General features: G+C 38.1%; 16 protein-coding genes. 10 read left to right on the forward strand and 6 right to left on the reverse strand.

All coding sequences use genetic code 11. The features are described 5' to 3' along the window. Positions 1-13: 13 nt before the first annotated feature. The 4 genes from I215_RS02160 to I215_RS16625 all read left to right on the forward strand — a co-directional run bounded on the left by I215_RS02160 (position 14) and on the right by I215_RS16625 (position 5,211). Positions 14-2,872, forward strand: coding sequence for a glycoside hydrolase family 2 protein (locus tag I215_RS02160; RefSeq protein ID WP_008990306.1), 2,859 nt, complete (start codon positions 14-16; stop codon positions 2,870-2,872). A gap of 12 nt (positions 2,873-2,884) precedes the next feature. Continuing rightward, the gene (locus tag I215_RS02165; RefSeq protein WP_008990307.1) at positions 2,885-4,444 is read left to right on the forward strand and encodes a rhamnogalacturonan acetylesterase; all 1,560 of its coding nucleotides are present in this window, start codon (positions 2,885-2,887) and stop codon (positions 4,442-4,444) included. Positions 4,445-4,618: 174 nt separating this feature from the next. Beyond that, positions 4,619-5,125: a PH domain-containing protein gene (locus tag I215_RS02170; protein WP_008990308.1), complete on the forward strand. Its 507-nt coding sequence runs from the start codon at positions 4,619-4,621 to the stop codon at positions 5,123-5,125. A gap of 32 nt (positions 5,126-5,157) precedes the next feature. Beyond that, positions 5,158-5,211 (forward strand): hypothetical protein, encoded by a 54-nt coding sequence (locus tag I215_RS16625; RefSeq protein WP_083852479.1) that lies wholly within the window; start codon positions 5,158-5,160, stop codon positions 5,209-5,211. Between the two features lie 2 nt (positions 5,212-5,213). Here I215_RS16625 and rhaM read toward each other — a convergent pair whose 3' ends face one another. The 5 genes from rhaM to nhaA form a co-directional block, all read right to left on the reverse strand. Further along, positions 5,214-5,528, reverse strand: coding sequence for an L-rhamnose mutarotase (gene rhaM / locus I215_RS02175; protein ID WP_008990309.1), 315 nt, complete (start codon positions 5,526-5,528; stop codon positions 5,214-5,216). Between the two features lie 16 nt (positions 5,529-5,544). Then, positions 5,545-6,909: a glycoside hydrolase family 28 protein gene (locus I215_RS02180; protein WP_008990310.1), complete on the reverse strand. Its 1,365-nt coding sequence runs from the start codon at positions 6,907-6,909 to the stop codon at positions 5,545-5,547. Positions 6,910-7,100: 191 nt separating this feature from the next. Further along, the gene (locus tag I215_RS02185; protein ID WP_008990311.1) at positions 7,101-9,200 is read right to left on the reverse strand and encodes a RagB/SusD family nutrient uptake outer membrane protein; all 2,100 of its coding nucleotides are present in this window, start codon (positions 9,198-9,200) and stop codon (positions 7,101-7,103) included. Between the two features lie 42 nt (positions 9,201-9,242). Then, positions 9,243-12,398, reverse strand: a complete 3,156-nt coding sequence (locus I215_RS02190; RefSeq protein WP_202802588.1) for a SusC/RagA family TonB-linked outer membrane protein — start codon at positions 12,396-12,398, stop codon at positions 9,243-9,245. Between the two features lie 275 nt (positions 12,399-12,673). Next, the gene (gene nhaA / locus I215_RS02195; protein ID WP_008990313.1) at positions 12,674-13,831 is read right to left on the reverse strand and encodes a Na+/H+ antiporter NhaA; all 1,158 of its coding nucleotides are present in this window, start codon (positions 13,829-13,831) and stop codon (positions 12,674-12,676) included. Between the two features lie 535 nt (positions 13,832-14,366). Here nhaA and I215_RS02200 point away from each other — a divergent pair. The 6 genes from I215_RS02200 to I215_RS02225 all read left to right on the forward strand — a co-directional run bounded on the left by I215_RS02200 (position 14,367) and on the right by I215_RS02225 (position 22,525). Next, a complete protein-coding gene (locus I215_RS02200; RefSeq protein WP_008990314.1) occupies positions 14,367-14,801 on the forward strand; it encodes an RrF2 family transcriptional regulator in 435 nt (144 codons plus the stop codon). A gap of 189 nt (positions 14,802-14,990) precedes the next feature. After that, entirely contained in the window at positions 14,991-15,218 is a 228-nt protein-coding gene (locus I215_RS02205) for a cation transporter (RefSeq protein WP_008990315.1), read from the forward strand. 256 nt (positions 15,219-15,474) lie between these two features. Continuing rightward, entirely contained in the window at positions 15,475-16,800 is a 1,326-nt protein-coding gene (locus I215_RS02210) for a rhamnogalacturonidase (RefSeq protein WP_008990316.1), read from the forward strand. 2 nt (positions 16,801-16,802) lie between these two features. Continuing rightward, positions 16,803-19,514 carry a glycosyl hydrolase gene (locus tag I215_RS02215; protein WP_008990317.1) on the forward strand — a complete coding sequence of 904 codons (2,712 nt, stop codon included), beginning with the start codon at positions 16,803-16,805 and terminating at the stop codon, positions 19,512-19,514. A gap of 54 nt (positions 19,515-19,568) precedes the next feature. Then, on the forward strand, positions 19,569-20,702 hold the full coding sequence (locus tag I215_RS02220) for a glycoside hydrolase family 88/105 protein (protein ID WP_008990318.1): 1,134 nt from the start codon (positions 19,569-19,571) through the stop codon (positions 20,700-20,702). A 50-nt stretch (positions 20,703-20,752) separates the two neighbouring features. After that, positions 20,753-22,525: an alpha/beta hydrolase fold domain-containing protein gene (locus I215_RS02225; RefSeq protein WP_008990319.1), complete on the forward strand. Its 1,773-nt coding sequence runs from the start codon at positions 20,753-20,755 to the stop codon at positions 22,523-22,525. 6 nt (positions 22,526-22,531) lie between these two features. Here I215_RS02225 and I215_RS02230 read toward each other — a convergent pair whose 3' ends face one another. Continuing rightward, entirely contained in the window at positions 22,532-24,748 is a 2,217-nt protein-coding gene (locus tag I215_RS02230) for a bifunctional alpha,alpha-trehalose-phosphate synthase (UDP-forming)/trehalose-phosphatase (RefSeq protein ID WP_008990320.1), read from the reverse strand. Positions 24,749-24,895 lie beyond the last annotated feature (147 nt).

Genomic DNA, 24,895 nt, shown 5'->3' on the forward strand with positions numbered 1-24,895 from the left:
ACCCGTTGTAAAAATGATAAATTCTTTTACCTTAAAATCCCTGACTGCGCTTTTAATACTAGCTCTAAGTTGCGTAGTTTGTTTTGGACAGCAGACTAAAAAAATATACCTATCTGGAAAAGATTACAAGCATCCAGTTGCATGGGAATTTCTTTGTAGCGATGGGAATAATAGTAAACAATGGACCACTATTAATGTACCTTCGAACTGGGAATTAGAAGGGTTTGGCACCTATACCTATGGTCGGTGGTATAAAGAATTACAGCAAGACCAACCAAGTAAGGAAGAAGGTTTTTACAGACATCGGTTCAAAGTTCCAGAGTTGTTTGAAAATCAACAGGTAAGAATTGTTTTTGGTGGTGTTATGACAGATGCCCAAGTGAAGATAAATGGCGAATTAGCTGGACAGGTTCACCAAGGAGGGTTTTATCAGTTTAGTTATGATATTTCTGATTTGTTAGTAAATGACACTGAAAATCTTCTAGAGGTACATGTTAAAAAACATTCTGATAATCCTTCTGTAAATAATGCTGAACGCAAGGCAGATTGGTGGCTATTTGGAGGGATTTACCGACCAGTATGGTTAGAAATTAAACCACAATCTCATATTGATCATCTAGCCTTAGATGCCCAAATGGATGGTACAATTAATCTACACCTAGAGACGAAAAACATACCAAAGAATGCCTCTGTGGTTGCTGATATTTTTCCAGTTACTGCACAAAAGAAAGAATTTTCCACCCAAAGGAGTAACTTGGATGATTCTAATGAAACCCTCACCTTTAAGTGGGATGATATTGATCTATGGACCCCTGAGAGTCCCAATCTTTACTTACTTAGATTACAACTTAAACTTGGAGATAAGGTGCTACATCAAGTGGAAGAACGTTTTGGGTTTAGAACCTTAGAGTTTATAGTTAAAGATGGTATTTATTTAAATGGAACTAAGATTATTTTCAAAGGTATCAATCGTCATTCTCTATGGCCTGAATCGGGCCGCAGTACGGATAAAGAAATCAGTATTATGGACGTGAATCTGATAAAGGACATGAACATGAATGCGGTTCGAATGCACTATCCACCTGATGATCATTTTTTAGATGTTTGTGATTCCCTAGGTCTTTTTGTTCTTGATGAATTAGCTGGTTGGCATGGGCATTATGATCTGAAAACTGGAGCCAAATTGATAAAAGAAATGGTGGATAGGGATGTGAACCATCCTTCCGTGACAATTTGGGACCAAGGTAATGAAGGTGGGTGGATCGATGAATTGGATAGTGTTTTTCACCAGCGTGATCCCCAAAAGCGATTGGTCATTCACCCTTGGGCTGATTACAAGGGATGGGATACTCATCATTATCCTACATATTTAACGGGTGTTCATAGATTTTTAAATGGAGAGAATGTATTTTTTCCTACCGAATTCATGCATGGCACCTACGATAATGGGCATGGTGCAGGATTGAAAGATTTTTGGAAACGCTATAGTGAAAGTCCGCTTTTCGCTGGTGGCTTTTTATGGGCGTTTGCCGATGGGGCGGTTTTACGGTCCGATTGGAGTGGACCACAGAAGTATGACTCCAAAGGCTCTTTAGCAGCTGATGGAATTCTAGGGCCGCATCGGGAAAAGGAAGGTAGTTTCTATACCGTTAAAGAGCTATGGAGCCCTATTGAATTTGATCCACTTAGAATTACGCAAAAATTTACAGGCGATATTTTTATCTCGAATCATTACTTGTTTTCCACTTTAAATAAAACAAAGATGGAATACAGCGTTGTTCAGCTTCCAAATACCATGCTTTATCAGGATGAAAACCTTCTCACTATAGCCGAGGGGTCAATTAATTTACCCAGTATTTTGCCTGGAGAGAAAAGGAAGTTAACGTTGGATCTGCCAGATAATTTCTTTAAGGGTGACTGGCTAAAAATTAAAGCCACGGATCCATATGGCAGAGAAATAAATACCTGGACTTGGCCAATTCATACCCCAAGCTATTACAGTCAAAAATTAATAAAGACAACAGACAATCCAACTACCAAGTCAAGAATCTCAGAAGATGAACATACCGTGGAATTAAAAGCGGCAAACATCAAGGTGCAAATTGGAAAACAGGATGGTTTGATTAAAAATGTTAGTAACCACCTCGGTACCATCCCCTTTAATACTGGCCCTATACCTGTTGGGTTTAAAGCAACAGTTGATAAAGTAAGCATTTCGATACAAGGCAATACGGCCGTGTGCCATGTGGATTATAATGGTGGTATTGATCATATCAAATGGACTATGTATCCCGATGGGCGATTGAAAATGCATATGGTTGCACTTAAAAATGCAGGAAGAAGTAGCGGTTTTGACGGAGCATTTTTTCAACCTGATATCGATGTTTTTGGGATTACCTTTTCCTTTCCAGAACAGGGGGTTGAAGGCATGAAGTGGTTGGGAAGTGGACCATATAGGGTTTGGAAAAATAGAATAAAAGGTACAAATTTCGGTTTTTGGGTAAAGAGGTACAATAACACAATTACAGGAGAAAGCTTTGAAAACCTTATCTATCCTGAGTTTAAAGGCTACCATGCTAATTTAGTAGCAGCAAGCCTTGAGGCTAATAAAAACAGTTTTAAAGTTTTTAGCGAATCTGAAAAGGTGTTTTTAAGGCTTTTTACCCCAGAGGAGCCAAAAAATGGATTTAAGGGTTCTAAGGGGTATCCTGATTTTCCAGAAGGAGATATTTCATTTTTGTATGAGATACCAGCAATGCATTCTTTTAAACCTGTATCACAACACGGGCCCAATAGTCAGCCGACAAACATTCGAATTAAAAGTGGCGACGATGGGATTTCAATGATACTTTGGCTGGATTTTAGAAACTAAAAACACTTAATTATGCGATTTAAAATATACGTAGTAGCCGTTTTAGGAATTCTTTTTTCTCAATGCCAACCAAGTAATACCACAAAAAAACCAGTGCTCTATACAGTTGGAGATTCAACAGTAAAAAACGGACAAGGGGATGGAGCTGGAGGCCTATGGGGATGGGGAGATTTCATCAACCAGTACCTAGATACTACTCAGATCACAGTGAAAAACAGGGCTTTAGGAGGAACAAGTAGTCGAACTTATATTCAAAAAGGGTTGTGGCAGCAGGTGTATCAAGAAATTGAAAAAGGAGATTATGTTCTAATTCAATTTGGACATAATGATTCAGGGCCCATTAATGATGACTTTAGAGCAAGAGGAACCATTAAAGGCATAGGAGATCAAAAGGAAGAAATTCACAATATGCTCACTAATGAGGATGAGGTTGTGCATACCTATGGTTGGTATATTCGAAAAATGGTTCAGCAAACTAAAGAAAAGGGTGGAATCCCTATTGTAATCTCTCCAATACCTAGAAATAAATGGAAAAATGGAACGGTGGAACGGAACTTTACAACCTATGGTTTGTGGTCCAAACAAGTAGCCCAGCAGGAAGGTGTTACATTTATTGATTTGAATCGTAGAATGGCGCTGGTCATGGAATTAATTGGTGAAGAAAAAATCTACGATCACATATTCTACAAAAAAGATCACACGCACCCCACTGCAGATGGAGCTGCTCTAGCTGCTATTATTGTTGTTACAGAACTAAAAAGTATCAACAAGGAATTCGTGAAATACGTATTGGAAGATCCCAAAATTAAATTACCCCCAAAAAAACAATTGTATTTAATAGGTGATTCGACTGTGGCGAATAACGGTCTTGATGAAGCAGTAGGCTGGGGAGCTGTCTTGGCGGAGTTTGTGGACACCACTAGGGTACGTATAGTTAATGCGGCTAGGGGAGGGCGTAGCAGCCGAACTTTTTACAGTGAAAAGCTCTGGGAGAAAGTATATGATTCTTTACAAAAGGGAGATTATGTGCTGATGCAGTTTGGGCATAACGATGGGGGGCATATCGATCAACCGAAATACCGAGGTTCCATCCCTGGAATTAGTGATTCTACCATAGTTGTAAAGAGGGAAGATCATCCAGATGAAAAGGTGCATAGTTATGGTTGGTATATGGATCACTTTGTAAAACAGACCTTGGATAAAGGTGCTATTGCAGTGGTCTTAAGTCCAATTCCTAGAAATCGTTGGAAGGGAGATAAGGTCATCGGAAATAAGGAGAGTTATGGACTTTGGGCCAAAGAAATTGCAAATAAAAATAAGGTCACCTTTATCGATTTAAATGACAGTATTGCTCGGGCTTACCAGAACATTGGGCCAGATAAAGTCAGTTTGTTTTTTCCAAAGGACCACACACATACTAACCGAGATGGGGCCATATTTAATGCTGCTATTCTAACCCAAAGTCTACGTCGAAGCAAGAAGCTAGGTTTAAAAGATTTTCTTGTGAGTAAGCAGACCATTAAAGAACATCTCTCGAATGTTTTACAATCTCAAACTGAAGTTAAACAGTAAAACAACTTATAGGATTTTTAAGTGTAGTGGCAAGCAAGTTGTAGATTAAAAGCAAACATTTTTGTATCTTGTTAGCTATCCACGTTTGTTATTATATAGGGGGGTAGAATTACCTTGTTACCCTTTATAATATCAAATATAGCCCTAGTAAACGAACAAAATTACTGTACAACTATGGAAAATTTAAAGCGATTTATTAATGAGGACCAGAACCCAACAAGGCTTGAAAAAACACTTCAAAATATTAATCAGTTACTCACCACAGATGAATCTATTAGCGGTATTGTTGTTCAGAAAAAGCTAATTAATATTTCCCCTGACGCTATTGCCCTTACCAATAAACGTATCATAATATGTCGACCTAAAAAACTGGGACTCACCATGAAATTTGATGATTTTCCATGGAAACAGGTAGCGAAATGTCATTTAATAGAAGGGGTAATAGGGTCGAGATTTGAAGTGCTAACGGTAAATAAAACTCTTTTTACTATTGATTACTTGCCAAAGACTCAAGCTAGAATGTTATATCGCTATGCCCAAGAGCAGGAAGAACGCATGATCGATTACCGAAGAGAACAACACTTGGAAAATGCCCAGGGGGCATCTGGTGGCTTTGTGGTTAACACCTCAGAGATTAATAATAAAGAACATACTGCCACCACCACAAACCCTGAGGGTTAAAAACACTTAAAGAATTACATGATAAAAAGCTAATAAGCCAACATGAATACGATCAAAAAAAAGCCGATATTTTAAAATCTCTGTAAGGTTACTTCATGTAAAACACCTGAGATAACGGGTTTTCTATAGGAGAATTATCAGGGTGGGTCTCCATAATGTCTGCCATATATGCCCACCATTTTTTCACCAGTGGGTGTTGTGGAAGTTCTTTTGGGTTAAAATCATCTGCTAAATGCTGTATGGCAAAAAGTGTCAAAGTACTTTTATCAAGATAGATGGCATAGTCACTGATGCCTTGGTTTGACAATAAGGTTTTGAGTTCAGGCCAAATTTCATCATGCCTTTTTTTGTATTCTTCCTCATAACCAGGTTTTAATTTCATGGTAAAAGCGTTTGTAGTCATAGGGTTAATTTTAAAGTTATTGGTAATTGAAATCTAATACATTTTGATTTATAATGGACTGATCTCTGATACTATCGGCCGTGACCCGATTAAGCACCACGTTCTTTACAGGGACTTGTTCTTGTCCACTAATTTTTGATATAAAGGCTACATTCTCGGCGTGAATGTCGCTTAAATATACATCCTTAATTACCGTTAATTCTCTTTGGTAGGTAGGAACTAAATTTCGCCACTGATAGAGTACATCGGTATCGATACCTAAAATTCCTTCTGCGATTTCTCCAGCTTGGATACTATCCATATAGATATTGCTTACTATGCCCCCTCTACGTTCGTTGGTTTTTATAAAAAGTAAATGGTTGAGTTTTGCACCCTGTTCTACTTGACAATTTGACATATAGATATTTTCAATTCCGCCTGAGAGTTCACTTCCAATAGCCATTAATTGATGACCGTTAATAATTTTACAATTTTTAATAACGATATTCTTTGCAGGAGTTGCTAAACGCCATGCATCTTGATTTCTGCCCGATTTTACCGCAATAGCATCATCGCCCTGATCAAATGTGCAATTTTCAATGATGATGTTTTGGCTCATCTCTGGATCCACGCCATCATTGTTATGACCATGCGCAAATACTGTTACTTCCTTAATGCTGACATTTTTGGATAAGTAAGGATGAATCACCCAAAATGGACTGTTAGTAATGGTTACTCCTTGTAATAAAATATTTTCAGATCGGTTAAACTGTATAAATTGAGGCCTTAAATTCGCTGAGTCGTTAACCATTTGTCGCTGCTCTACTGGTACGTTATTTGCCGCCATATGATATAGTTCCTTTAGGCTATTCATGTGCCCGGGTGGGCGATCAAACCAAGATCTCCAAGTATCCATTTTTGCTTTTAATTCTCCTTGCCCTGTGATGGCTATATTTTTACACTTATAAGCATAAATAAGAGGAGAATAATTAAAACATTCAAGCCCCTCCCAACTACTGTGAACTGCTGGTAAATAATCTTGTGGGTTGTCCGAAAATAGCAGGACAGCCCCTTGTTCTAAGTGTAGATTGATATTACTTTTAAGATGTATTTTACCTGTAAGCCATTCTCCTTTAGGAATAACAACACGACCACCTCCCTGGGCATGTGCCTCTTTAATAGCATCCATAATGGCCCTGGATGTCGCCTTTTGATCATTTGGTAGAGCACCATAATCAGTAATGTAATAGCGATTACTTTGACTAAAATCAGGCACCTTTACCGTGACTGCTCCAAATGGAGTCGATGAGGTAATGGTTTTAATAGGGATACCAGTACTTTGAGCTTGGCACGAAAGTATTATCAGGCTACAAAAAAGTATAGAAGTAAAACGTATAATCATGATGGTATTTGTTTTTAAATAAAGGTAGGGGAGGAATTCCAAATTTTAATCCTCTACCTACCTGTATAAAAATCAAAGGGTAAAAAAACAAAATGCATCGATAATTTTTTATTAGCGATGCATTTTGATTAAGAACTTATTTTGGTTTACTAAAAAGAAAGTAAATTAACTTCTATTATAATGTCCTTAATTTAGTACCCTTGGTTTTGCCATGCAGCTTTATCTGAGGCTGAAAGATTAGTTCCGTCATCATTAAGCAGCCCGTCTATGAAAGCTTGAGGAATTGGACGTAATTCATGTTTGTTGGCTGTAATTCCCGCAGCCGCCTCAGGGTTAAATGCTTGAGCTCTTCGAACAAGAGTTCCTGTTCTTGAAAGGGTTTCCCAGCGTTGCCACTCCCCAAGTAATTCTCTTGTTCTCTCATTTAATATAAAATGCAAAGCACGTTCATATTGACTTGAAGCACCTACACGGGCTAAGACATCTTCATCTTCCTCTGGCAGATCATTTGGGAAAGAGGTTAATTCTAAGCTAGAGGCCTCTGTAGTTACGGCTATATCTGGATTAGAGAGATAATAGGTGTTCATGTTCAAGTTAGAATTGATGTAATTCTCCGCAGCTGTTCCAGTGTTAAGGGCATTGTTTTCAAAAGCCATCCCACCGTCGGTATAATAAGACCTGTTTTCTCCTGATTTCCACTGAGCCCTTCTTCGGACCTCATTGATGTCATTCATGGCTTGTCCAAATTGATTTAATCGTATGTAACATTCGGCACGGACCAAATAGGTTTCTGCTAGCCTTGCCATAGTAACATCACGGTGCGCATCACCTTTTTCTGCTTGTCGAGATCCGTCATCAGTTTTATTGATGCCAGCAAAAAAGTTACAGATTGGTTGATTTTTAAAGGTGGGTGCCACATATTCTCCATTTTGATACAATACCAAGGAGTTGGGAACCCATTGACCTGTCTCACTTGTCAATCCTCCTGAGGTTGGGGTTTGCCGTTCTCCTATTTTCCATTCTGCTAGTCGTCCTTGGTCATCGGTCCAATCTGGATTTTGAACAAATGCCCCAAAGGTGTAATTGTCATACGTGCGATCATCTTTGGTGTTAAGAATCATTACAATCCCGGGATCTCCAGGCTGTACATCATGGCCTTCCTCTGCAACATTATTAGCCCCATAGACTGTTTTAAAGGTCTTCCACATGCGGGAATCATTCACGTGATCAAATACTGCATAACTGTATTCAGTTGGTCTACAACGCTGAAAATCCATTCCTCCAATCCAAACCCCTCTTCGTACCCAACCTCCAGAGAAACTGCTAAACTGTGGGTTGAAGTAATTATAGGTTCTATTTCCAAAACGGCCATTGGTAGAACCATCTGCATTGTGGCCGGCGGCCATTAGAATTTCATCGAGTTGTTCGATCTCACAATCAACCCCTGTCCAATTAGAATATAGGTCATTGTAATCAGGTGTGAGTGGACCTCTAGCGTTAATAGCATAGGTAGAGACCTCAATGGCTTCTTTTAAATCAGCGTCAATATAAGAACTGTTCCAATCTTGGTTTCGTTCTGATGCTCTGAAAAGCAATGCTTTTGCCAAGAAATGAGCGGCAGTTGCTTTGGTCCATGTGATTCCTTTTCCATAGGTGAATACTTCTCCTTCAAACAGTTCATAGGCTTTTCTAAAGTCAGAGATGACTTGTTCCCAACATTCTTCAGCAGTTGGTCTTGTGAAATTTCTAACAACCCCTTCTGCTGGCTCCGTTTGTAAAACCACACTTCCATACTGAGCAGTTAATCGGTAATAATTATAGCCTCTTAAAAAGTAAGCGTGTGCTAGGGAACGATTCCTAGTGACCTCATCGGTCATAACCTCAGGTGCCTTAGCGATGATGGTATTTGCTGATGATATTCCATAATATAACTGATCCCAAAGCTGGGCAGGTGACGTTGCGTTTTTATTAGCCGCGCCAGTTTCTGGTGTTGCTCCTAGTGGCCCTAATCGATTGTCGTAGGTATTCCACATCTCATTGGTTAGGTCGTTAGCATTGGTAAATTCGTCGGTGCCATATAGGGTCATTCCATAAGCCCATTCGTATCCAAAATGCCATCTGATATTCCCGTAAAGTGAGCGGGTGAGTTCTTCAATACCCTCTGGTGTATCGAGGTAATCTGTGGAGTATTGTGTTGTCAACTCTTCATCGAGGAAATCTTTATTACAGGAGACTATAAGGAGTCCTAGCAATGAGAAAAGATAAATTCCTATTTTATTTTTGAGTTTCATATCTTCTAAGTTTTTTGTGTTGTTTATCTATCTTTAGCCTAGTTAAATTCCAATGTCGATTCCTAAGGCAAAACTTCTGTTGAAGTAGGTGGAGTTGACATCAAAATCATACCAATCTACCGCCTGATAAATACTTCCAGGATTAATGGCTTGGAAGTAAATCTTCAGGTTGTTAAAGCCATTTTTAGTACAGAAATCACGCGAAAAATTATAACCTAAGGAAATGTTTCTAATTTTAACAAAACCAGCATCCTTAAATCCAAGTACTCCAGAAAAATCGTCTTGTGAACCTGAAGTTGCTTGTCCTAAGATTGGTTTTTGGAACTCTGCATCTGGGTTCTCTGGAGTCCAATAATCGATCTTTATTTGATTCGAATGCGCCGTCATGGCTTGCCCTCCAATATCATCAGTATAGCCTAAACGAGAGTAGATATTCATGCTCAATTCCACCCCTTTATAACTAAAGGCATTGTTCCATCCAAGTACCCACCTAGGTGTACTGTTTCCTAGGACCACCCGGTCTTCTTCGGTCATCATATAATCACCGTTTTGATCCTTTGGACGCACATTTCCAGGACTAAAATCATAACCATTTGCGTTCCATTGTTCCATTTCCGCAAGATCTTCTGCTGTATCTTGCCATATACCTTGATTGTCATATCCATATTCCATGGCAATCGATTGTCCGATAAACCAGCGGTTATCCACCATGTCATTTTCTCCATAGGCCAATTCCTCGATTTCATCTTTCTGCCATGCAACATTAATATTTGTATCCCAGGCAAAACCACCACTTGTCTGAATAGGAGTTGCATTTAGGGTAAGTTCCACACCGCGGTTATTGGTTTTTCCAATATTTGAAATGATGTTAGGATACCCAGTAAGAGTTGGGATATTTACGGACATCAATAAATCCTCAGTATAGGATTTATACATATCTAAACTACCACTAACGCGGTTGTTAAAAAGTGCAAAATCAAGCCCAATATTGTATTGGGTTGTCTTTTCCCAGCCTAAGTTTGGATTAGCCATGGTAAGTTGGTTGGCACTATAATACGGCTCATTTGTAGTATATCCAATAAGATTTCCAATACCATTAAAAGGAAGGTAAATTTGTGTAATATCACCTTTGGTTGCATAAGGGCTTACAGCTGAGTTACCAGTTGTACCAAATCCAAGACGCAATTTTAAGTCATTGATCCAAGTGGCTTCACTCATGAAGTTTTCTTGTTTGATTCTCCAAGCAAAAGCAGCAGAAGGGAAGAAGTCCCATTTGTTACCTTCTCCTAGCTGAGAAGCTCCATCCCATCGTCCTGAAAGGGTAATCAGGTAGCGATCATCAAAACCGTAATTCGCACGTGCCATATAGGAGCTCAATTGCCTTTCAACTAAACCAGAACTCATAGATGCATTGTTGTCCGAGTTGGTTATATCGATACTTCCAAAAGCATTCCATAAATAGGACTCCTTTGGTATATTGTTGGCGCTCATTGCGGATTCTTCAGTATTCCAAGAAGATGCAGTTTGTAAAAGCGTCACTCCTAGGTTATGTTTCTCTGCAATGGTTTTGTTATACATGATCATATTATCGAGGGTCCAGGAAAAATCCCTGCGATTTCGAAGTCTGGCGTAATTAGTGCCTGTGGAACCATCGGAGTTAATTTTATAAGCGGATGTTCCATCAATATAAGATCCTTCCCTCCAATTTCTGTAATCGGGTCCATAGTTCATCTTGAACTGAAGTCCTTCTAGAGGGCTGATGATCTCACCTAGATCTATGGTGGCAGAAAAACTACCTAAAATACGCATGGACTCTGATTGCTGGGTACTTTTTTCCCATTCATCTTGTATTGTATAAATACCTGTTTCGCCTCCTGGATTAATTACAATGTTACCCTCGGCGTCATAAGGTACGGCCATATTGTATATGGCTTTTGCGTTGCCATAAATAGCATCAGGTCCTGTGCTACTTCGTGCTCCTAATCGAGACATTCCGTAGTCCTGTTCACTCCAACTTGCGTTCAAACTACTGCTTAACGTAAACCAACTTGTTGGTTTAAGTTCTGCGCTAAGTTTGGCAGTGTAACGTTCGTAAAATTGCCCCTTTTGGGTACCTTCATTATCTAGATAACCAAAGGATGCATAGGCGCTCATGTCTTCAGTTCCTCCACTAGCACTGATGTTGTGTTCGGTGGTTAAAGCAGTTTGAGTAACGATGTCCGTCCAATCAGTATTAATTACCCTTGATGGATCCCATGAGCCACCGTGCCAACCTCTTAGGACATTGTCTCTTGAGGTTTGGTTGTCCATCGCACTGTCGAATATTAATTCATCATTCTCATAAGTAGGATTATTAGGATGGGCATAGACTTCTGGATCTAAATTATATGCAGCCCAACGTCTAAAATTAATGAATTCGCTAGCGTTCATAGATGGTGCTCTATCTTCAATAGTGGAGGTGGTAACTACAGTTGAATAATTGAGTTGTAATCGACCCGCTCTCCCTTTTTTAGTAGATACAATAATAACACCATTAGCACCTCTGGAACCGTAAATGGCCGTCGCAGAGGCATCTTTTAAAACCTCAATAGATTGTATGTCTCTAGGGTTTAGGGTTTCAATAGCAGTTGGTGACATTAGTGGGACACCATCCACCACATATAAAGGGGAATTGCTTGCCGTTAAAGATCGATTTCCTCTTATGCGAACTGCTCCTATTGTTCCAGGACGTTGACTACTGGTAATATCTACCCCAGCAGCTTTACCTTGAAGTGCTTCGAAGGCATTATTCACGGGCTGTTGTAACAGCTCCTCGGAGCTCACACTGACCAAAGCCCCTGTGACATCACTCTTCTTTGCTGTACCATAACCAATAACAACTACTTCATCCAATTCATTACTATCCAATTCCATGGTAGTATTGATGGTATTCTGTTCCCCCACGGTCTTTTCTACGGTTATAGAGCCTATATAGGTAAATACTAAAACCTCACCAGGTGATGCATCAATAGAATAAAGTCCATCAAAGTCCGTACTCACACCCCTTTGGGTGCCTTTCACAATCACATTGACTCCAGGCATCGGAATCCCTGTGGCATCGGTCACTGTACCTGTAATTGTGTTGTTTTGTCCGTATACTGTACCTGATACGAAAATTAGCAACACAGTGCCAAGCCAGAGAAAAAATTTTTGTTTCATAAAATATAATGGTTTGGTTAATACCATCAAATTTATCTAAAGGTCATTATGAAACTATCCTGTGGTGTACTGTAAACAACTAATTAGCAGGGTGTACTGCTGGGTGATTTTTTAGCAAAGCCTATGTGTCATTGCGCTGAGAGTTAAGTTGAATGTAAAAATTTTGTTAAAAGAATTCGATTTTCTTAATTCTTTTGGTGCTTGTAGAATAAAAAACCTAGCCTAAACATTTTTATCAATTGTTTAGGCTAGGCTGTTGAATTTTAAACTTATTTTTAAGCTTTAATAGCTTGTTTTTTATGATCTCTTAATGAAAGGTGTAAGATAAGGTATCCTAATGAACCTGCTATTAGTGAGGATATCAAAATAACCAATTTAGCGTTGTTGATAATGGTTGCATTATCAAATGCTAGTAGGGCTATAAATATGGACATAGTAAATCCGATTCCTCCCAGTAGTCCCACTCCAAAAATATGAGTCCAATTTACCTGAGTCGGTAGCTTACCAAGCCCTAATTTAAAGGCTATAAAGGTTCCAAAAAATATTCCCAATGGTTTTCCAACTACTAGACCAGTTAAGATTCCAATGCTGTAATTGTGGGATAGTATATCCCCAAGATCCCCGCTGAGTACAATTGCGGTATTGGCTAGCGCAAAAACTGGTAGGATGATAAAGTTTACTGGATGATGTAAAAAATGTTGTAGCCTATATGAAATGGAATTTTCATCACCATTTCCAAATGGAATAGTAAAGGCCAATAACACACCTGCAACGGTAGCATGTACTCCAGAAACCAGCATAAAGTACCACATAATTACACCGCCGATTAAATAGATTAAGAGGTTTCTAACCTTTAAGCGGTTCAGAGCCAATAGAAGAACAAATATTCCTATAGCATACATTAAGTTAGAAAACATCAGGGTTTCGGTGTAAAAGACTGCAATAATAATGATGGCTCCTAAGTCATCAATTATAGCTAAAGCAGCCAAAAAAACTTTCAAGCCATTTGGGACTCTTTTCCCTAATATGGATAAAATACCAAGAGCAAAAGCGATATCCGTTGCCATTGGAATTCCAGATCCAGATTGCTCTGGTGTTCCATAATTAAAAAAAGTATAAATTGTTGCCGGTATTAAAATACCACCAAGAGCTGCAAATATTGGCAACATGGCATTTTTTACTTTTGAAAGCTCACCAATAAATACCTCACGTTTTAATTCAAGACCAATCAATAAGAAGAAAATGGCCATTAAACCGTCATTAATCCAGTATTCAATACTATGCGAAGCAAATTGTGTTTCCCAAATTTCTGTATAATCTGGGCTTATGGCTGAATTAGCAAGTAATAGGGAAATTATTGTACACCCAATTAATAAGATGCCTGTTGATTTTTCGCTTTCAAAAAATTCTTTAAATAATTTAGTTAGCTTCATTAATATATGTCGATTTTTTTGGTTGCTATGCTATAAATTTTAGATAACCACAATATACCGCCCCGTGGGTAAAAAAGAAAACTTTTATTTTTACCCTTGCATTCTTAAGACCTTTCATTTTGGTTTAATACCCTTGTGAAAATTGTAAAACTTTAACAAGAACTCATCAAAGTCTACTGAGATGTGTTTTACTTATAGCAAATACATTTTCAATTGTGGTAAAAATATAAAAAAATAGATTTCCTCATGTATAATTAACGTTAAATATACAATAATCCTTTACACAGCCTACTAAAGGGGCTTAGCAAGGTTTAAATTTTTAATCATTTTTTTTGCTTAATGGTATATTTGATTTTATTTATTTCGAATTGATAATTAGGTAATTAGGTATAAAACTATTTTTGCTACATGACTTAAAAAAAGATTATCTAATATTTTGGAGATACAGTGATTTTTATTGTGTAATATTTTAAAACCTTAAAAAGGATAAAATTGTCTTCTTATGTTATATATTTGTAGGTAAAATTGTTGGACGATGATATCAAAGTCTTGTAAGTACGCCATTAGGGCATGTGTTTTTGTTGCCTCAAAAGTAAATGATGATGTAAAGGTGAGTATGAAAGAAATAGCCAATGAAATAGAGGCACCTGTAGCTTTTACGGGTAAAATATTACAGATGCTTAACAAACGGCGCATTATTACTTCTTTAAAAGGGCCATATGGGGGCTTTTATTGCGAAAAATATCAATTAGAGACTCCTATTTTGGAAATCGTGAATGCAATTGATGGGTTGGCGGTATTTAAAGAATGTGTTATGGGATTACATCAATGTTCTGATCAGCACCCCTGTCCTATGCACTTCGAATACTCCAAAACCAAAGAAGCTTTGATGAAATCCTTTAGTGAAACCACCATTGGTAGTTTAGCTGATAAGCTTATCGACGGGAATTCGTACTTGACAAATAATTAAGTTCTATTAATAACAAAATGTTTTAATAATAATCATAAAAGACAATGTTGTCTTTTAATAAATGTAATTGTATCTTTACACTGCAATTTAGAACCGAGCGAGTATATAATGATTAATCAATAATGCTCAGTGTTCTTATTACTAATTTGTACACGCAGGTAATTATTGGTATATACAATGTGATTTATTATGAAAAAAATGAAAATACAATTGGATACTCTAAGGCACTCTAGTGCTATTAGGAAAATTAGAAGGACACTCACTAAACAACCAGGAGTGGATTTTGCACAGGTATTATTTTACTCAAGTGCTGTTAAAGTGGAATATGATAGCAAACAAACCACCAAGGATCATCTAAAGGATGTAATCCAAAGAATGGGTTATAGGGTTTTGGAACAGGAAAAGGTGGCCATTTAAATTAGGGGCTTCCTTATTAGAGGATTTTATGCTTTCCTAAAGAGTGGGTTGTAGAGTTAAAGTTGGTTTTAAAGTTGATTATCTGGGATTAATTTACGCAGAAGATACTTAAGCATGCTCTGTAAATCAGGTGTTTCCATTTTATTAGGTGAAGTTGATGTACAAGCTCTGTTTTGTGATACAGGATGGTAGAGGATGAAGTATTGTAGTTTAAACTATTATATTTAGGTCGTTAATTAACCAAAGACGATTAATCATGAAGCCGAACCATCTAAAACACTTGTTCATAGTATTCTTTTTTTTAAGTTTTGGACAACTTAGCACCTTTGCACAAGACCTCTTTCCTGATGGAACCCCTATACCAGACTGGTTCCGAGAAACAACCCAAACCCCTTTATCAGAGTTGGGGAAGGTATACAAAATCACCGATCATGGAGTTGTCAGCGATAGTACTCAAGTTCAGACAAAGGCTTTACAAGCTGTAATTGACTTAACCGCTAGTAAAGGAGGAGGTGTAGTTGTTATTCCAAAAGGGGTGTTTTTAACAGGATCATTATTTTTTAGACAAAGTACCCACCTGTATTTGGAGAAAGGGGCAGTTCTTAAAGGAAGTGATGATATCAGTAATTTCCCAGTGGTGATGACCCGGATAGAGGGAGAGTCAGTGAAATACTTTCCAGCTATCATCAACGTGGATGGGGTAGATGGATTTACCTTAACTGGAGAAGGTACTATTAATGGAAATGGACTGCGTTATTGGAAGGCATTTTGGCTTCGCAGACAATGGAATCCCGACTGTACAAATAAAGATGAAATGAGACCTCGACTTTTATATGTTTCCAACAGTAAAAACATACAAATCTCTGGTGTTCATTTAAAGGATTCTCCTTTTTGGACTACTCATTTTTATAAATGTGAAAACGTAAAACTTTTAAATTTAAAAATAACTTCACCTTCCGAGCCTGTGAAAGCGCCAAGTACAGATGCTGTTGATATTGATGTATGCACCAATTTTCTAATTAAGAATTGTTATATGTCGGTCAATGATGATGCGGTAGCATTAAAGGGAGGAAAAGGACCCTTTGCTCATCAAGACAAAAATAATGGTGAGAATAGAAACATACTAATAGAGGACAATACCTATGGGTTCTGTCACAGTACCTTGACTTGTGGTAGCGAGTCTATCCACAATTACAATATTCTTTTTAGAAGGAGTAAGGTAGAGGATGCCTCTCGAATTTTATGGCTTAAAATGCGACCGGATACCAAACAGAATTATGAATTTATTAAAGTTGAAGACATTGTAGGTACCGCTAAAAGTATGATCTACATAAAGCCATGGACCCAATTTTTCAATCTTAAAGGTGAAAAGGATATTCGAAAATCGAAGGCTTCAAACATAACGATGAAAAATATTGATTTAAAGTGTGATATAGTCTTTAATATTCAGGAGTCCGATCAATATGAACTGTCAAATTTTGTCTTTGACAATTTAAATCTTACCACAAAGAATGGCAATAAGAAGAGTACAGAATTTATAAATAATCTTCAACTAAATAATGTCAAGATAAAAGAGTTATAGTGATGAAGTTACGATATTTAATTGTAGTGGTATGGTTGCTTTTCCTCAGCACTGCCTTTGGACAGAAGAACAGCGAGTGGCCTGAGGTTTCTGAATCTCAAAAACCTTGGACTCGTTGGTGGTGGATGGGTAGTGCGGTTGATAGCGCAGGGATTCATCACAATTTGGTATCCCTTAGTAAGGCTGGTATTGGAGGTGTAGAAATTACTCCTATTTACGGCGTAATGGGAGAGGAAGAAAATAGTATTGATTACCTTTCTTTAAGATGGATGAACATGTTGAATTATACCATTAAAATTGCTGATAGTCTAAGTATGGGAGTTGATATGTCTCTTGGTACTGGATGGCCTTATGGTGGACCTCAGGTAGAGCAGCAACATGCGGCAAAAAAAATAGTAAGTAACAAGAAGTTGCTCGCTAAAAATGAGATGATTTATCAAAGAGTTGGCGATAGTATAGTTAAGGGAAATCCTATGAAATTCTTGGGTGTCTATGCTTATGGCAGCGATGATACATTTATTGATCTAACCGATAAAATTAATAAAGGACAACTTCGATGGAAGGCCAAAAGGGATGATTTCACCCTCTATTTTGTTTATCAGGCGCTAACAGGGCAACAGGTGAAAAGAGCAGCACCTGGAGGACAAGGGTATACTGTTGATCATTATTCAAAAGAAGCCTTTGAGGATTATACCCAGCCCTTTAATCAAGTATTCTCAAGTAATTCTTCTGGATTAAGGGCTGTTTTTAACGATAGTTACGAAGTTTATGGAACAGACTTTACACCTAACTTTTTTAAGGCTTTTGAAAAGAAAAGAGGTTATGATATCCGCCCGTATTTGAATCGTTTGTTTGAAAAGCGAGACGATTCGATAACAAATAAAATCCGCTTGGATTACAGAGAAACTATTTCAGAACTGTTACTTGAGTCCTTTATTGATCCTTGGACGAAGTGGGCAAATAAAAAGGGTTTTCTTACTAGGTTACAGGCTCATGGATCTCCAGGGAATCTAATCGACCTCTATGCAGCAGCGGATATACCTGAATGTGAAACCTTCGGGTCTATGCCTTATGATATTCCAGGGTTTCGAAGATTAGACCAAAACATTCGTCCTGGAGATGCAGACCCAGCAATGTTGAAGTTTTCCGCCTCAGCAGCTCATATTTCAGGGAAGCCTTTAGTATCTTCTGAAACCTTTACTTGGCTAAGAGAACATTTTAAAACGGCCTTATCTCAGTGTAAACCTGAGGTTGAAGATTTACTTTTGAGCGGAATTAACCATACGGTTCTTCACGGTTCCACCTATTCTCCGCAGAGGGCCGATTGGCCTGGTTGGAAGTTTTACGCCTCGGTGAATTTTAATGAAAATAATAGTATCTGGGAAGATGCCTCTGGACTATTCTCTTATATAGGAAGATGTCAATCTTTTTTGCAAAAAGGAAGCCCAGATAATGAAACCCTGCTTTATTTTCCGATACATGATATTTGGAATCGTTATTTGGGTGGAAGTTTATTTTTTCAATTTAAAATTCATTCGCTTCAAGAGTGGCTATTGGGTACGCCTTTTTACAATACACATAAGCAATTAACCGAAAATGGTTTTGCAAGTGATTATATTTCTGATGACTTTATAAGTCGAATAAAGTTTGATCAAGGAGAATTAATTCTTCCAGGGGGACGCTATAAAGCATTGGTAGTGCCACAGAGCAATATCGTTCCGCTACCAACTCTGGAAAAACTATTGAAATTAAAAGACCAAGGAGCAAATATAATTTTTATGGGAGTCCCTGATGAGGTGCCTGGTTTTAAAGCGTATCAAGAGCGAGCCAAAAAGCTCCACAAGTTAACCCAGAGACTTATGCCAACCCAAGACTTATTACAGGATTTGGTTAACGCTGGAGTTAAAAATGAGTCCTTAGTCGGTAAGGGTCTAAAGTATATTCGAAGACAAATCAATGGAGAAAAGATCTACTATATAGTCAACCATAGTGCTAAGAGAATAACAGAAGTTCCATTAAACTTTACAACCACACACATAACTGTTTTTAATCCATTAAATGGGGAGGTAAGAAAGGCTAATGTCCAACAGCAAAATGATAAAACGATCGTAAAGCTTGAGATAGAGCCAGGGATGGCTTTTATTTTAAAAACAGGAAAGATGGAAGGTGTGGCTGATTTAGTATATACCACAGCTATTGGGCAACCCACTGAAATTACGACGGACTGGAATTTGAGCTTTTTAAAGGGTGGACCAGAGCTACCTGAATCAAAAAAGTTGTCAAAGTTACAAGATTGGTCCACTTTAAGTGATCCCAAGACTAAAGCTTTTTCAGGGACAGCAGTTTATCAAACAGAATTTGTCCTTGATAATCAAGAGGCTGAGTATTGGAAATTAGAACTTGGCGATCTTAGAGAAAGCGCCAAAGTATGGATTAACGGACAATACGCAGGTATCCTATGGGCCCTTCCTTTTGAATTGAAAACTAATTTATTTAAAAAAGGAGTAAATACTTTGAAGATCCAAGTGACCAATCTTTCAGCCAATCGCATTAAAAATTTGGAACAAACTGGGAAAGAGTGGAAGATTTTTCACGAAATCAACATGGTAGATAAGGATTATAAGAAATTTGATGCTACTAAATGGGATATTACCCCCTCTGGATTATTAGGGCCGGTGAAACTCACTGCTTTAAAAGAATATAAACCCATTTAAGGGGATCGATCTATAAAACAACAAATAACAGTACCAACTTTAATTTATAAACCAATGCTTAAAACTAATTTATTGTTGCTTATTGCAATTATTTTTACCCTGCAAGGCTATTCGCAAAATACCTTTGAGAAGGATGAGATCTTAAAAAGTATGATCCTGGCAAACGCCTACTTTATGGATAAATGGCCAGATACCGGAAAAACCATTATAACTAATAAAGAGCGACCTAGTAATATATGGACAAGAGCAGTTTATTACGAAGGTTTAATGGCCTTGCATGAAATTTACCCTAAGGATGAGTTTTATCAATATGCTTTAGATTGGGCTGAAAGTCATAAATGGGGATTTAACGGTGGAAACACTACCAGAAATGCAGATAACTATTGTGCGGCTCAAACCTATATCGATTTATACAACCTTGAGCCGAAGTCGTCTAAGCTTAAAAATACCCGGGCACAGACTACCATGCTGCTTTCTACCCCTCAACTCGGGGATTGGGATTGGATTGATGCCATTCAAATGGGTATGCCAGTGTTAGCAAAAATGGGTGTTTTGGATGATAATCCATTGTTTTTTGAAAAAATGTACCAAATGTATATGTATACCAGAGATTCAGAAGGGGAGAACGGTCTTTATAATCCAGAAGATGGTCTTTGGTGGAGAGATGCTGACTTTGATCCTCCCTATACTGAACCGAACGGAGAAGACTCTTATTGGAGTCGTGGTAACGGTTGGGTGATTGCAGCACTTGCTAGGGTGTTGTCTATTATTCCGCAGGATGCACCCCATCGTCAGCAGTATGTTGAAGATCTTCAAGCTATGGCAAAGGCCTTGGCGCCTATTCAACGCAAGGATGGCTTTTGGAATGTAAGTTTACATGATAAAAATCACTATGGGGGGAAGGAGTCCTCTGGGACAGCTCTTTTTATTTATGCAATGGCCTATGGGGTAAATCATGATATTCTCGATAAAGATACCTATATTCCCGTGATTAAAAAGGGATGGAAGGCGCTGGTTGAGGAAAGCTTGCACAAAAATGGATTTTTGGGCTATATGCAGTCTACTGGGAAAGAACCTAAAGATGGTCAGCCGCTTTCTTATACTAAACAGCCTGATTTTGAAGATTACGGACTTGGTTGCTTTTTGTTAGCGGGTACGGAAATCTACAGAATGGATCTAAAATATTAGCTTTACTTATGAAAAACCGTGCGTTTGTACTAATAATTTCTTTGTGTTTTATGACGCTTTTAGCGACAGCACAAAAAATAACTACTTATAAAATTTGGAATACGATTCCAAACACATTAAATGTCAATATTGGCAAAGAGATAAGCGAGTTAAACGATTTTGGTCAGCTACAACGCGTATCAAATGTTTCAGAGCCTACCCTGGAGGTTTTTCTGCCTAAGGGTATTTATGATAACCCGAGTGCTGCAGTATTAATTTGCCCTGGTGGGGGGTATTCGCATTTAGCTATCGATAAGGAAGGGTACAATCTTGCTAAGTGGTTTAATTCTATTGGAATAGCGGCAATGGTACTTAAATATAGATTGCCAAATCAGGGAATGGCTGATAAAAAAATAGGGCCTTTACAAGATGCGCAACATGCCATCCGATTTATTCGATCCAATGCAAAGAATTGGAATGTTGATCCAGAAAAAGTAGGTGTGATGGGATTTTCTGCTGGAGGGCATTTAGCGGCGAGTTTATCAACCATGTATGACAAATCCACCTATAAAAACGAACTCTCCTCACTGAGCGCTAGACCAGATTTCTCAATATTGATATATCCTGTGATTTCAATGGAGGATTCCTTTACTCATAAAGGATCACAAGAAAATCTATTAGGAAAAAAGGCTTCAAAATCTTTAAAACGATCCTTCTCTTCTAATTCGTTAGTTGATGCACAAACGCCACCGACATTTTTGGTTCATGCCACAGATGATAAAGCCGTTGTAGTGGATAATAGTCTGCTGTATTACAGGGCGTTAAAGGAAAATGATGTTTCTGTCGAAATGCATATTTACAAAGATGGTGGTCATGGCTTTGGCATGGGCAATACCACGGCAAATAAGCAATGGCCTAGAACTCTTAAAAGTTGGTTAAAGGCAAGTGGTGTGCTTCAAAGCACAAAGGTATACCTGTTTTCGTATTTTAAATCAAATGGAGAAGATGGGCTTCATTATGCTTATAGTTTGGATGGTTTTACTTGGAAGGCTTTAAAAGGAGACACTTCGTTTTTAACACCTCATGTTGGAAAAGAAAAGCTCATGAGAGACCCTTGTATTATTAAGGGAGGAGATGATAAATACCATATGGTGTGGACCTGTGGGTGGAGTGAAAAAGGTATTGGATACGCCAGTTCTACTGACCTGATTCACTGGTCCGACCAGCAGTATATCCCTGTTATGCAGCACGAAGAAAATGCTAGGAATAGTTGGGCCCCTGAGATTACCTATGACCAAAAAGCTAAGACATATATGATCTATTGGGCGACAACAATTAAGGGCGCATATCCAGAAACGCAATCAAGTGAGGATAATTCATACAACCATCGCATTTACTATACCACAACCAAAGACTTTAAAACCTTTTCTAAAACTGCCTTGTTATATGAGCCTGGTTTTAATGTAATCGATGCTAGTATCTTATATGACAATGGACAATATGTGATGTTCTTAAAAGATGAGACGCGGGTTCCAGCGGCTAAAAATATCCGTATCGCCTATAGTGAAAAGTTGACGGGACCATATAGTGAAGCTTCAGCTCCAATAACTGGTGATTATTGGGCTGAAGGTCCTACGTCACTAAAAATAGACAGTACTAGACTGGTGTATTTTGACAAGTACATTGACAAGCAATATGGAGGGGTTCAGTCTACTGACCTTAAGAATTGGAATGATATCTCAAATATGCTGGTCTTTCCAAAGGGAATGCGCCATGGAAGTGTTTTAGAGTTATCCTCACAAGAATTTCTCAAAAACTTTAAACCCTTTATTAGTTCCAATTAAAGGTGCTTATTGGCTGTTTGCAAATCCTTCCAGGAGCTTGCGAACCTCTTGAGTGTTTTTGACATAATACTTTGCTTTGGACTTTTGAAACCCTACCTTTATGGAATAGCCGCCTTCTGGGACTTCTTTGAACATGTATTCATCAGTCCAATCATCACCTATGGCTAGCACAAAGTCATAGTCCTTCCTTGATAATAAATAGCCTGCAGCACGCCCCTTATTTACACTACTATTTTTAACTTCAATGACTTTATTTCCATTGAGTACCGTTAATTCATTGTTTGAGATCAAACTAGTTATTACCGTATTAAGCTCAATGGTTCTTACCTGGGCTAATTCTGGGTCAGCTTTTCTGTAATGCCAAGCGAGTGAATACTTCTTTTCTTCAATAAAGGTTCCTGGAGTACGGTCTACAAAGGTCTCTAAGACTGGACGTATGTTTTCCATCCACTCGGTTCGAAGACGTTCTAAGGGCTTCCAAGATTTATTTTTTTCCTTGGCCCATACCCCATGATCTGTAATCATCGCATAGTCCTTTTCTCCAAACCAGCGCTCAAGGGTTTCTCTGTCTCGTCCACTTATAATAACCATGTTGGTTTGTTTTTGGTTATTTATTTTATCGAGTAATGTTAAGAGCTCATCATCTGGTCCTGCATTTTGTGGATTGTCCTGAAACCCCGTAAGTGTCCCGTCGTAATCCAGTAGGAGCAGTCTTCTTTTGGCTGATTTAAATTTTTCAAACATCGTTTTACTCTCTTGCTCATCTAGAGGCTTTAATGCGATGACTTTTTCAATATCTTTTGTGGCATTTAAAGATTTCATAAACTCTTGAGCCCATTTCTCAACACTATATCGCTTGAGCCTTTTTTGAAGTAAATGATTTCTGGAGATCTGTTGTTCTAGTGGCATTTCTATAGCTGATTTTATGGAATCAGCTATTTGCTCAAAGTTATTTGGGTTTATCAAGATGGCTTCATTCATTTCTTTGGAAGCCCCTGCCATTTCACTTAAAATAAGAACACCGTCTTTTCGCGTACGGGTGGCGACATACTCTTTTGCAACCAAATTCATACCGTCACGAATAGGGGTGATCAAGGCGATATCGGCCGAACTATAAAGATCAATCAAATTGTCAAAAGGTAACGAGCGATAAAAATACCATATAGGTGTCCAATTGACCGTTGAGAATTCACCGTTAATTCGTCCGACTAATTCGTCAGTTTCTTTTTTTAAGAGTTGGTACTGTGGTACATCGGATCTCGATGGGACAGAAAGCATGATCAATCGAACTTTCTCCTTAAATTCAGGGTATTTATTTAAAAAATATTCAAAGGCTCTAATGCGATTTGGAATTCCTTTGGTATAGTCTAGTCGATCAATGGAAAGAATTAATTTAGTGTCTTTGGTAGATTCAAAATGTTCATCGAGTTTTTGTTGAAGTTCTGAACGCTCCTCGGAGCACAGTTTTCTATGGGATTTCGCAGCATCGTGAAACTTGTTGTAATCAATTCCCATGGGAAAGGAATCCACCTTTACAATGCGCTCGTGATAATCTATTTCATTGAAGTTTACATCAAGTCTTAAAATCCTTTTAATTGAACTCAGAAAATGACGCTCGTAGTCATAGGTGTGAAACCCTATTAAATCTGCTCCTAAAACTCCGTGTAAGAGTTCCTCTCGCCAAGGGAAACATCTAAAAATCTCATAAGACGGAAAAGGGATATGTAAAAAGAAACCAATAGAAACATTAGGTTTGCTTTGTCGTATTAGGGCTGGAAGCAACAGCAGCTGATAATCATGAACCCAAATCTGATCGCCATCCTCAATATGCTGCAATACCACATTAGCAAATTTTTGATTAACGGCTTTATAGGATTCCCAATACTGAATTTCAAACTCCGTGTATTCCATAAAGTAGTGAAATAACGGCCAAAGTGTTCTGTTGCTTAATCCGTAATAGAAATTATTGACATCGTCTTGGGTCAAACTTACTGTGGCGCAATTCTCCTTAGCTACCAGTTGGTCTATTTCTTTGTGAGTATCTTGGTCAAGATCTTCCTCTACAAGTCCTGACCAACCTATCCAAAGACCTTCTTCGTCTTTATGAACTGATTCCATCCCAGTAGCTAGTCCTCCTACGCTGGGAGTCATTTTTAATTGTCCATCGCTAAGGTGCAGTTGTAGGGGTAACCGATTCGAAACGATTATTGTTTTGTTGTCCATGAACTCTTAATTTTAGTTGACTTTAAATTCATAGGCTCCACTTATTTTAAAAAGTACGTTTGATATGTTTCTGAGTAGATTATTACCCAGATTTATGCTGCTTTGCTTGATAAAGCAGTCATATTTTCGTTAATTTAAGGAATAAAT

It is taken from the genome of Galbibacter marinus (assembly GCF_000300875.1).
Taxonomy (GTDB): Bacteria; Bacteroidota; Bacteroidia; order Flavobacteriales; family Flavobacteriaceae; genus Galbibacter; species Galbibacter marinus.

Coding starts and splice junctions, on each gene's coding strand:
- I215_RS02160 (WP_008990306.1), top strand. CDS start 14: ATGATAAATTCTTTTACCTTAAAATCCCTGACTGCGCTTTTAATACTA.
- nhaA (WP_008990313.1), bottom strand. CDS start 13,831: ATGAAGCTAACTAAATTATTTAAAGAATTTTTTGAAAGCGAAAAATCA.
- I215_RS02220 (WP_008990318.1), top strand. CDS start 19,569: ATGCTTAAAACTAATTTATTGTTGCTTATTGCAATTATTTTTACCCTG.
- I215_RS02170 (WP_008990308.1), top strand. CDS start 4,619: ATGGAAAATTTAAAGCGATTTATTAATGAGGACCAGAACCCAACAAGG.
- I215_RS02225 (WP_008990319.1), top strand. CDS start 20,753: ATGACGCTTTTAGCGACAGCACAAAAAATAACTACTTATAAAATTTGG.
- I215_RS02165 (WP_008990307.1), top strand. CDS start 2,885: ATGCGATTTAAAATATACGTAGTAGCCGTTTTAGGAATTCTTTTTTCT.
- I215_RS02180 (WP_008990310.1), bottom strand. CDS start 6,909: ATGATTATACGTTTTACTTCTATACTTTTTTGTAGCCTGATAATACTT.
- rhaM (WP_008990309.1), bottom strand. CDS start 5,528: ATGACTACAAACGCTTTTACCATGAAATTAAAACCTGGTTATGAGGAA.
- I215_RS02210 (WP_008990316.1), top strand. CDS start 15,475: ATGAAGCCGAACCATCTAAAACACTTGTTCATAGTATTCTTTTTTTTA.
- I215_RS02185 (WP_008990311.1), bottom strand. CDS start 9,200: ATGAAACTCAAAAATAAAATAGGAATTTATCTTTTCTCATTGCTAGGA.
- I215_RS02190 (WP_202802588.1), bottom strand. CDS start 12,398: ATGAAACAAAAATTTTTTCTCTGGCTTGGCACTGTGTTGCTAATTTTC.
- I215_RS02215 (WP_008990317.1), top strand. CDS start 16,803: ATGAAGTTACGATATTTAATTGTAGTGGTATGGTTGCTTTTCCTCAGC.
- I215_RS02200 (WP_008990314.1), top strand. CDS start 14,367: ATGATATCAAAGTCTTGTAAGTACGCCATTAGGGCATGTGTTTTTGTT.
- I215_RS02230 (WP_008990320.1), bottom strand. CDS start 24,748: ATGGACAACAAAACAATAATCGTTTCGAATCGGTTACCCCTACAACTG.
- I215_RS02205 (WP_008990315.1), top strand. CDS start 14,991: ATGAAAAAAATGAAAATACAATTGGATACTCTAAGGCACTCTAGTGCT.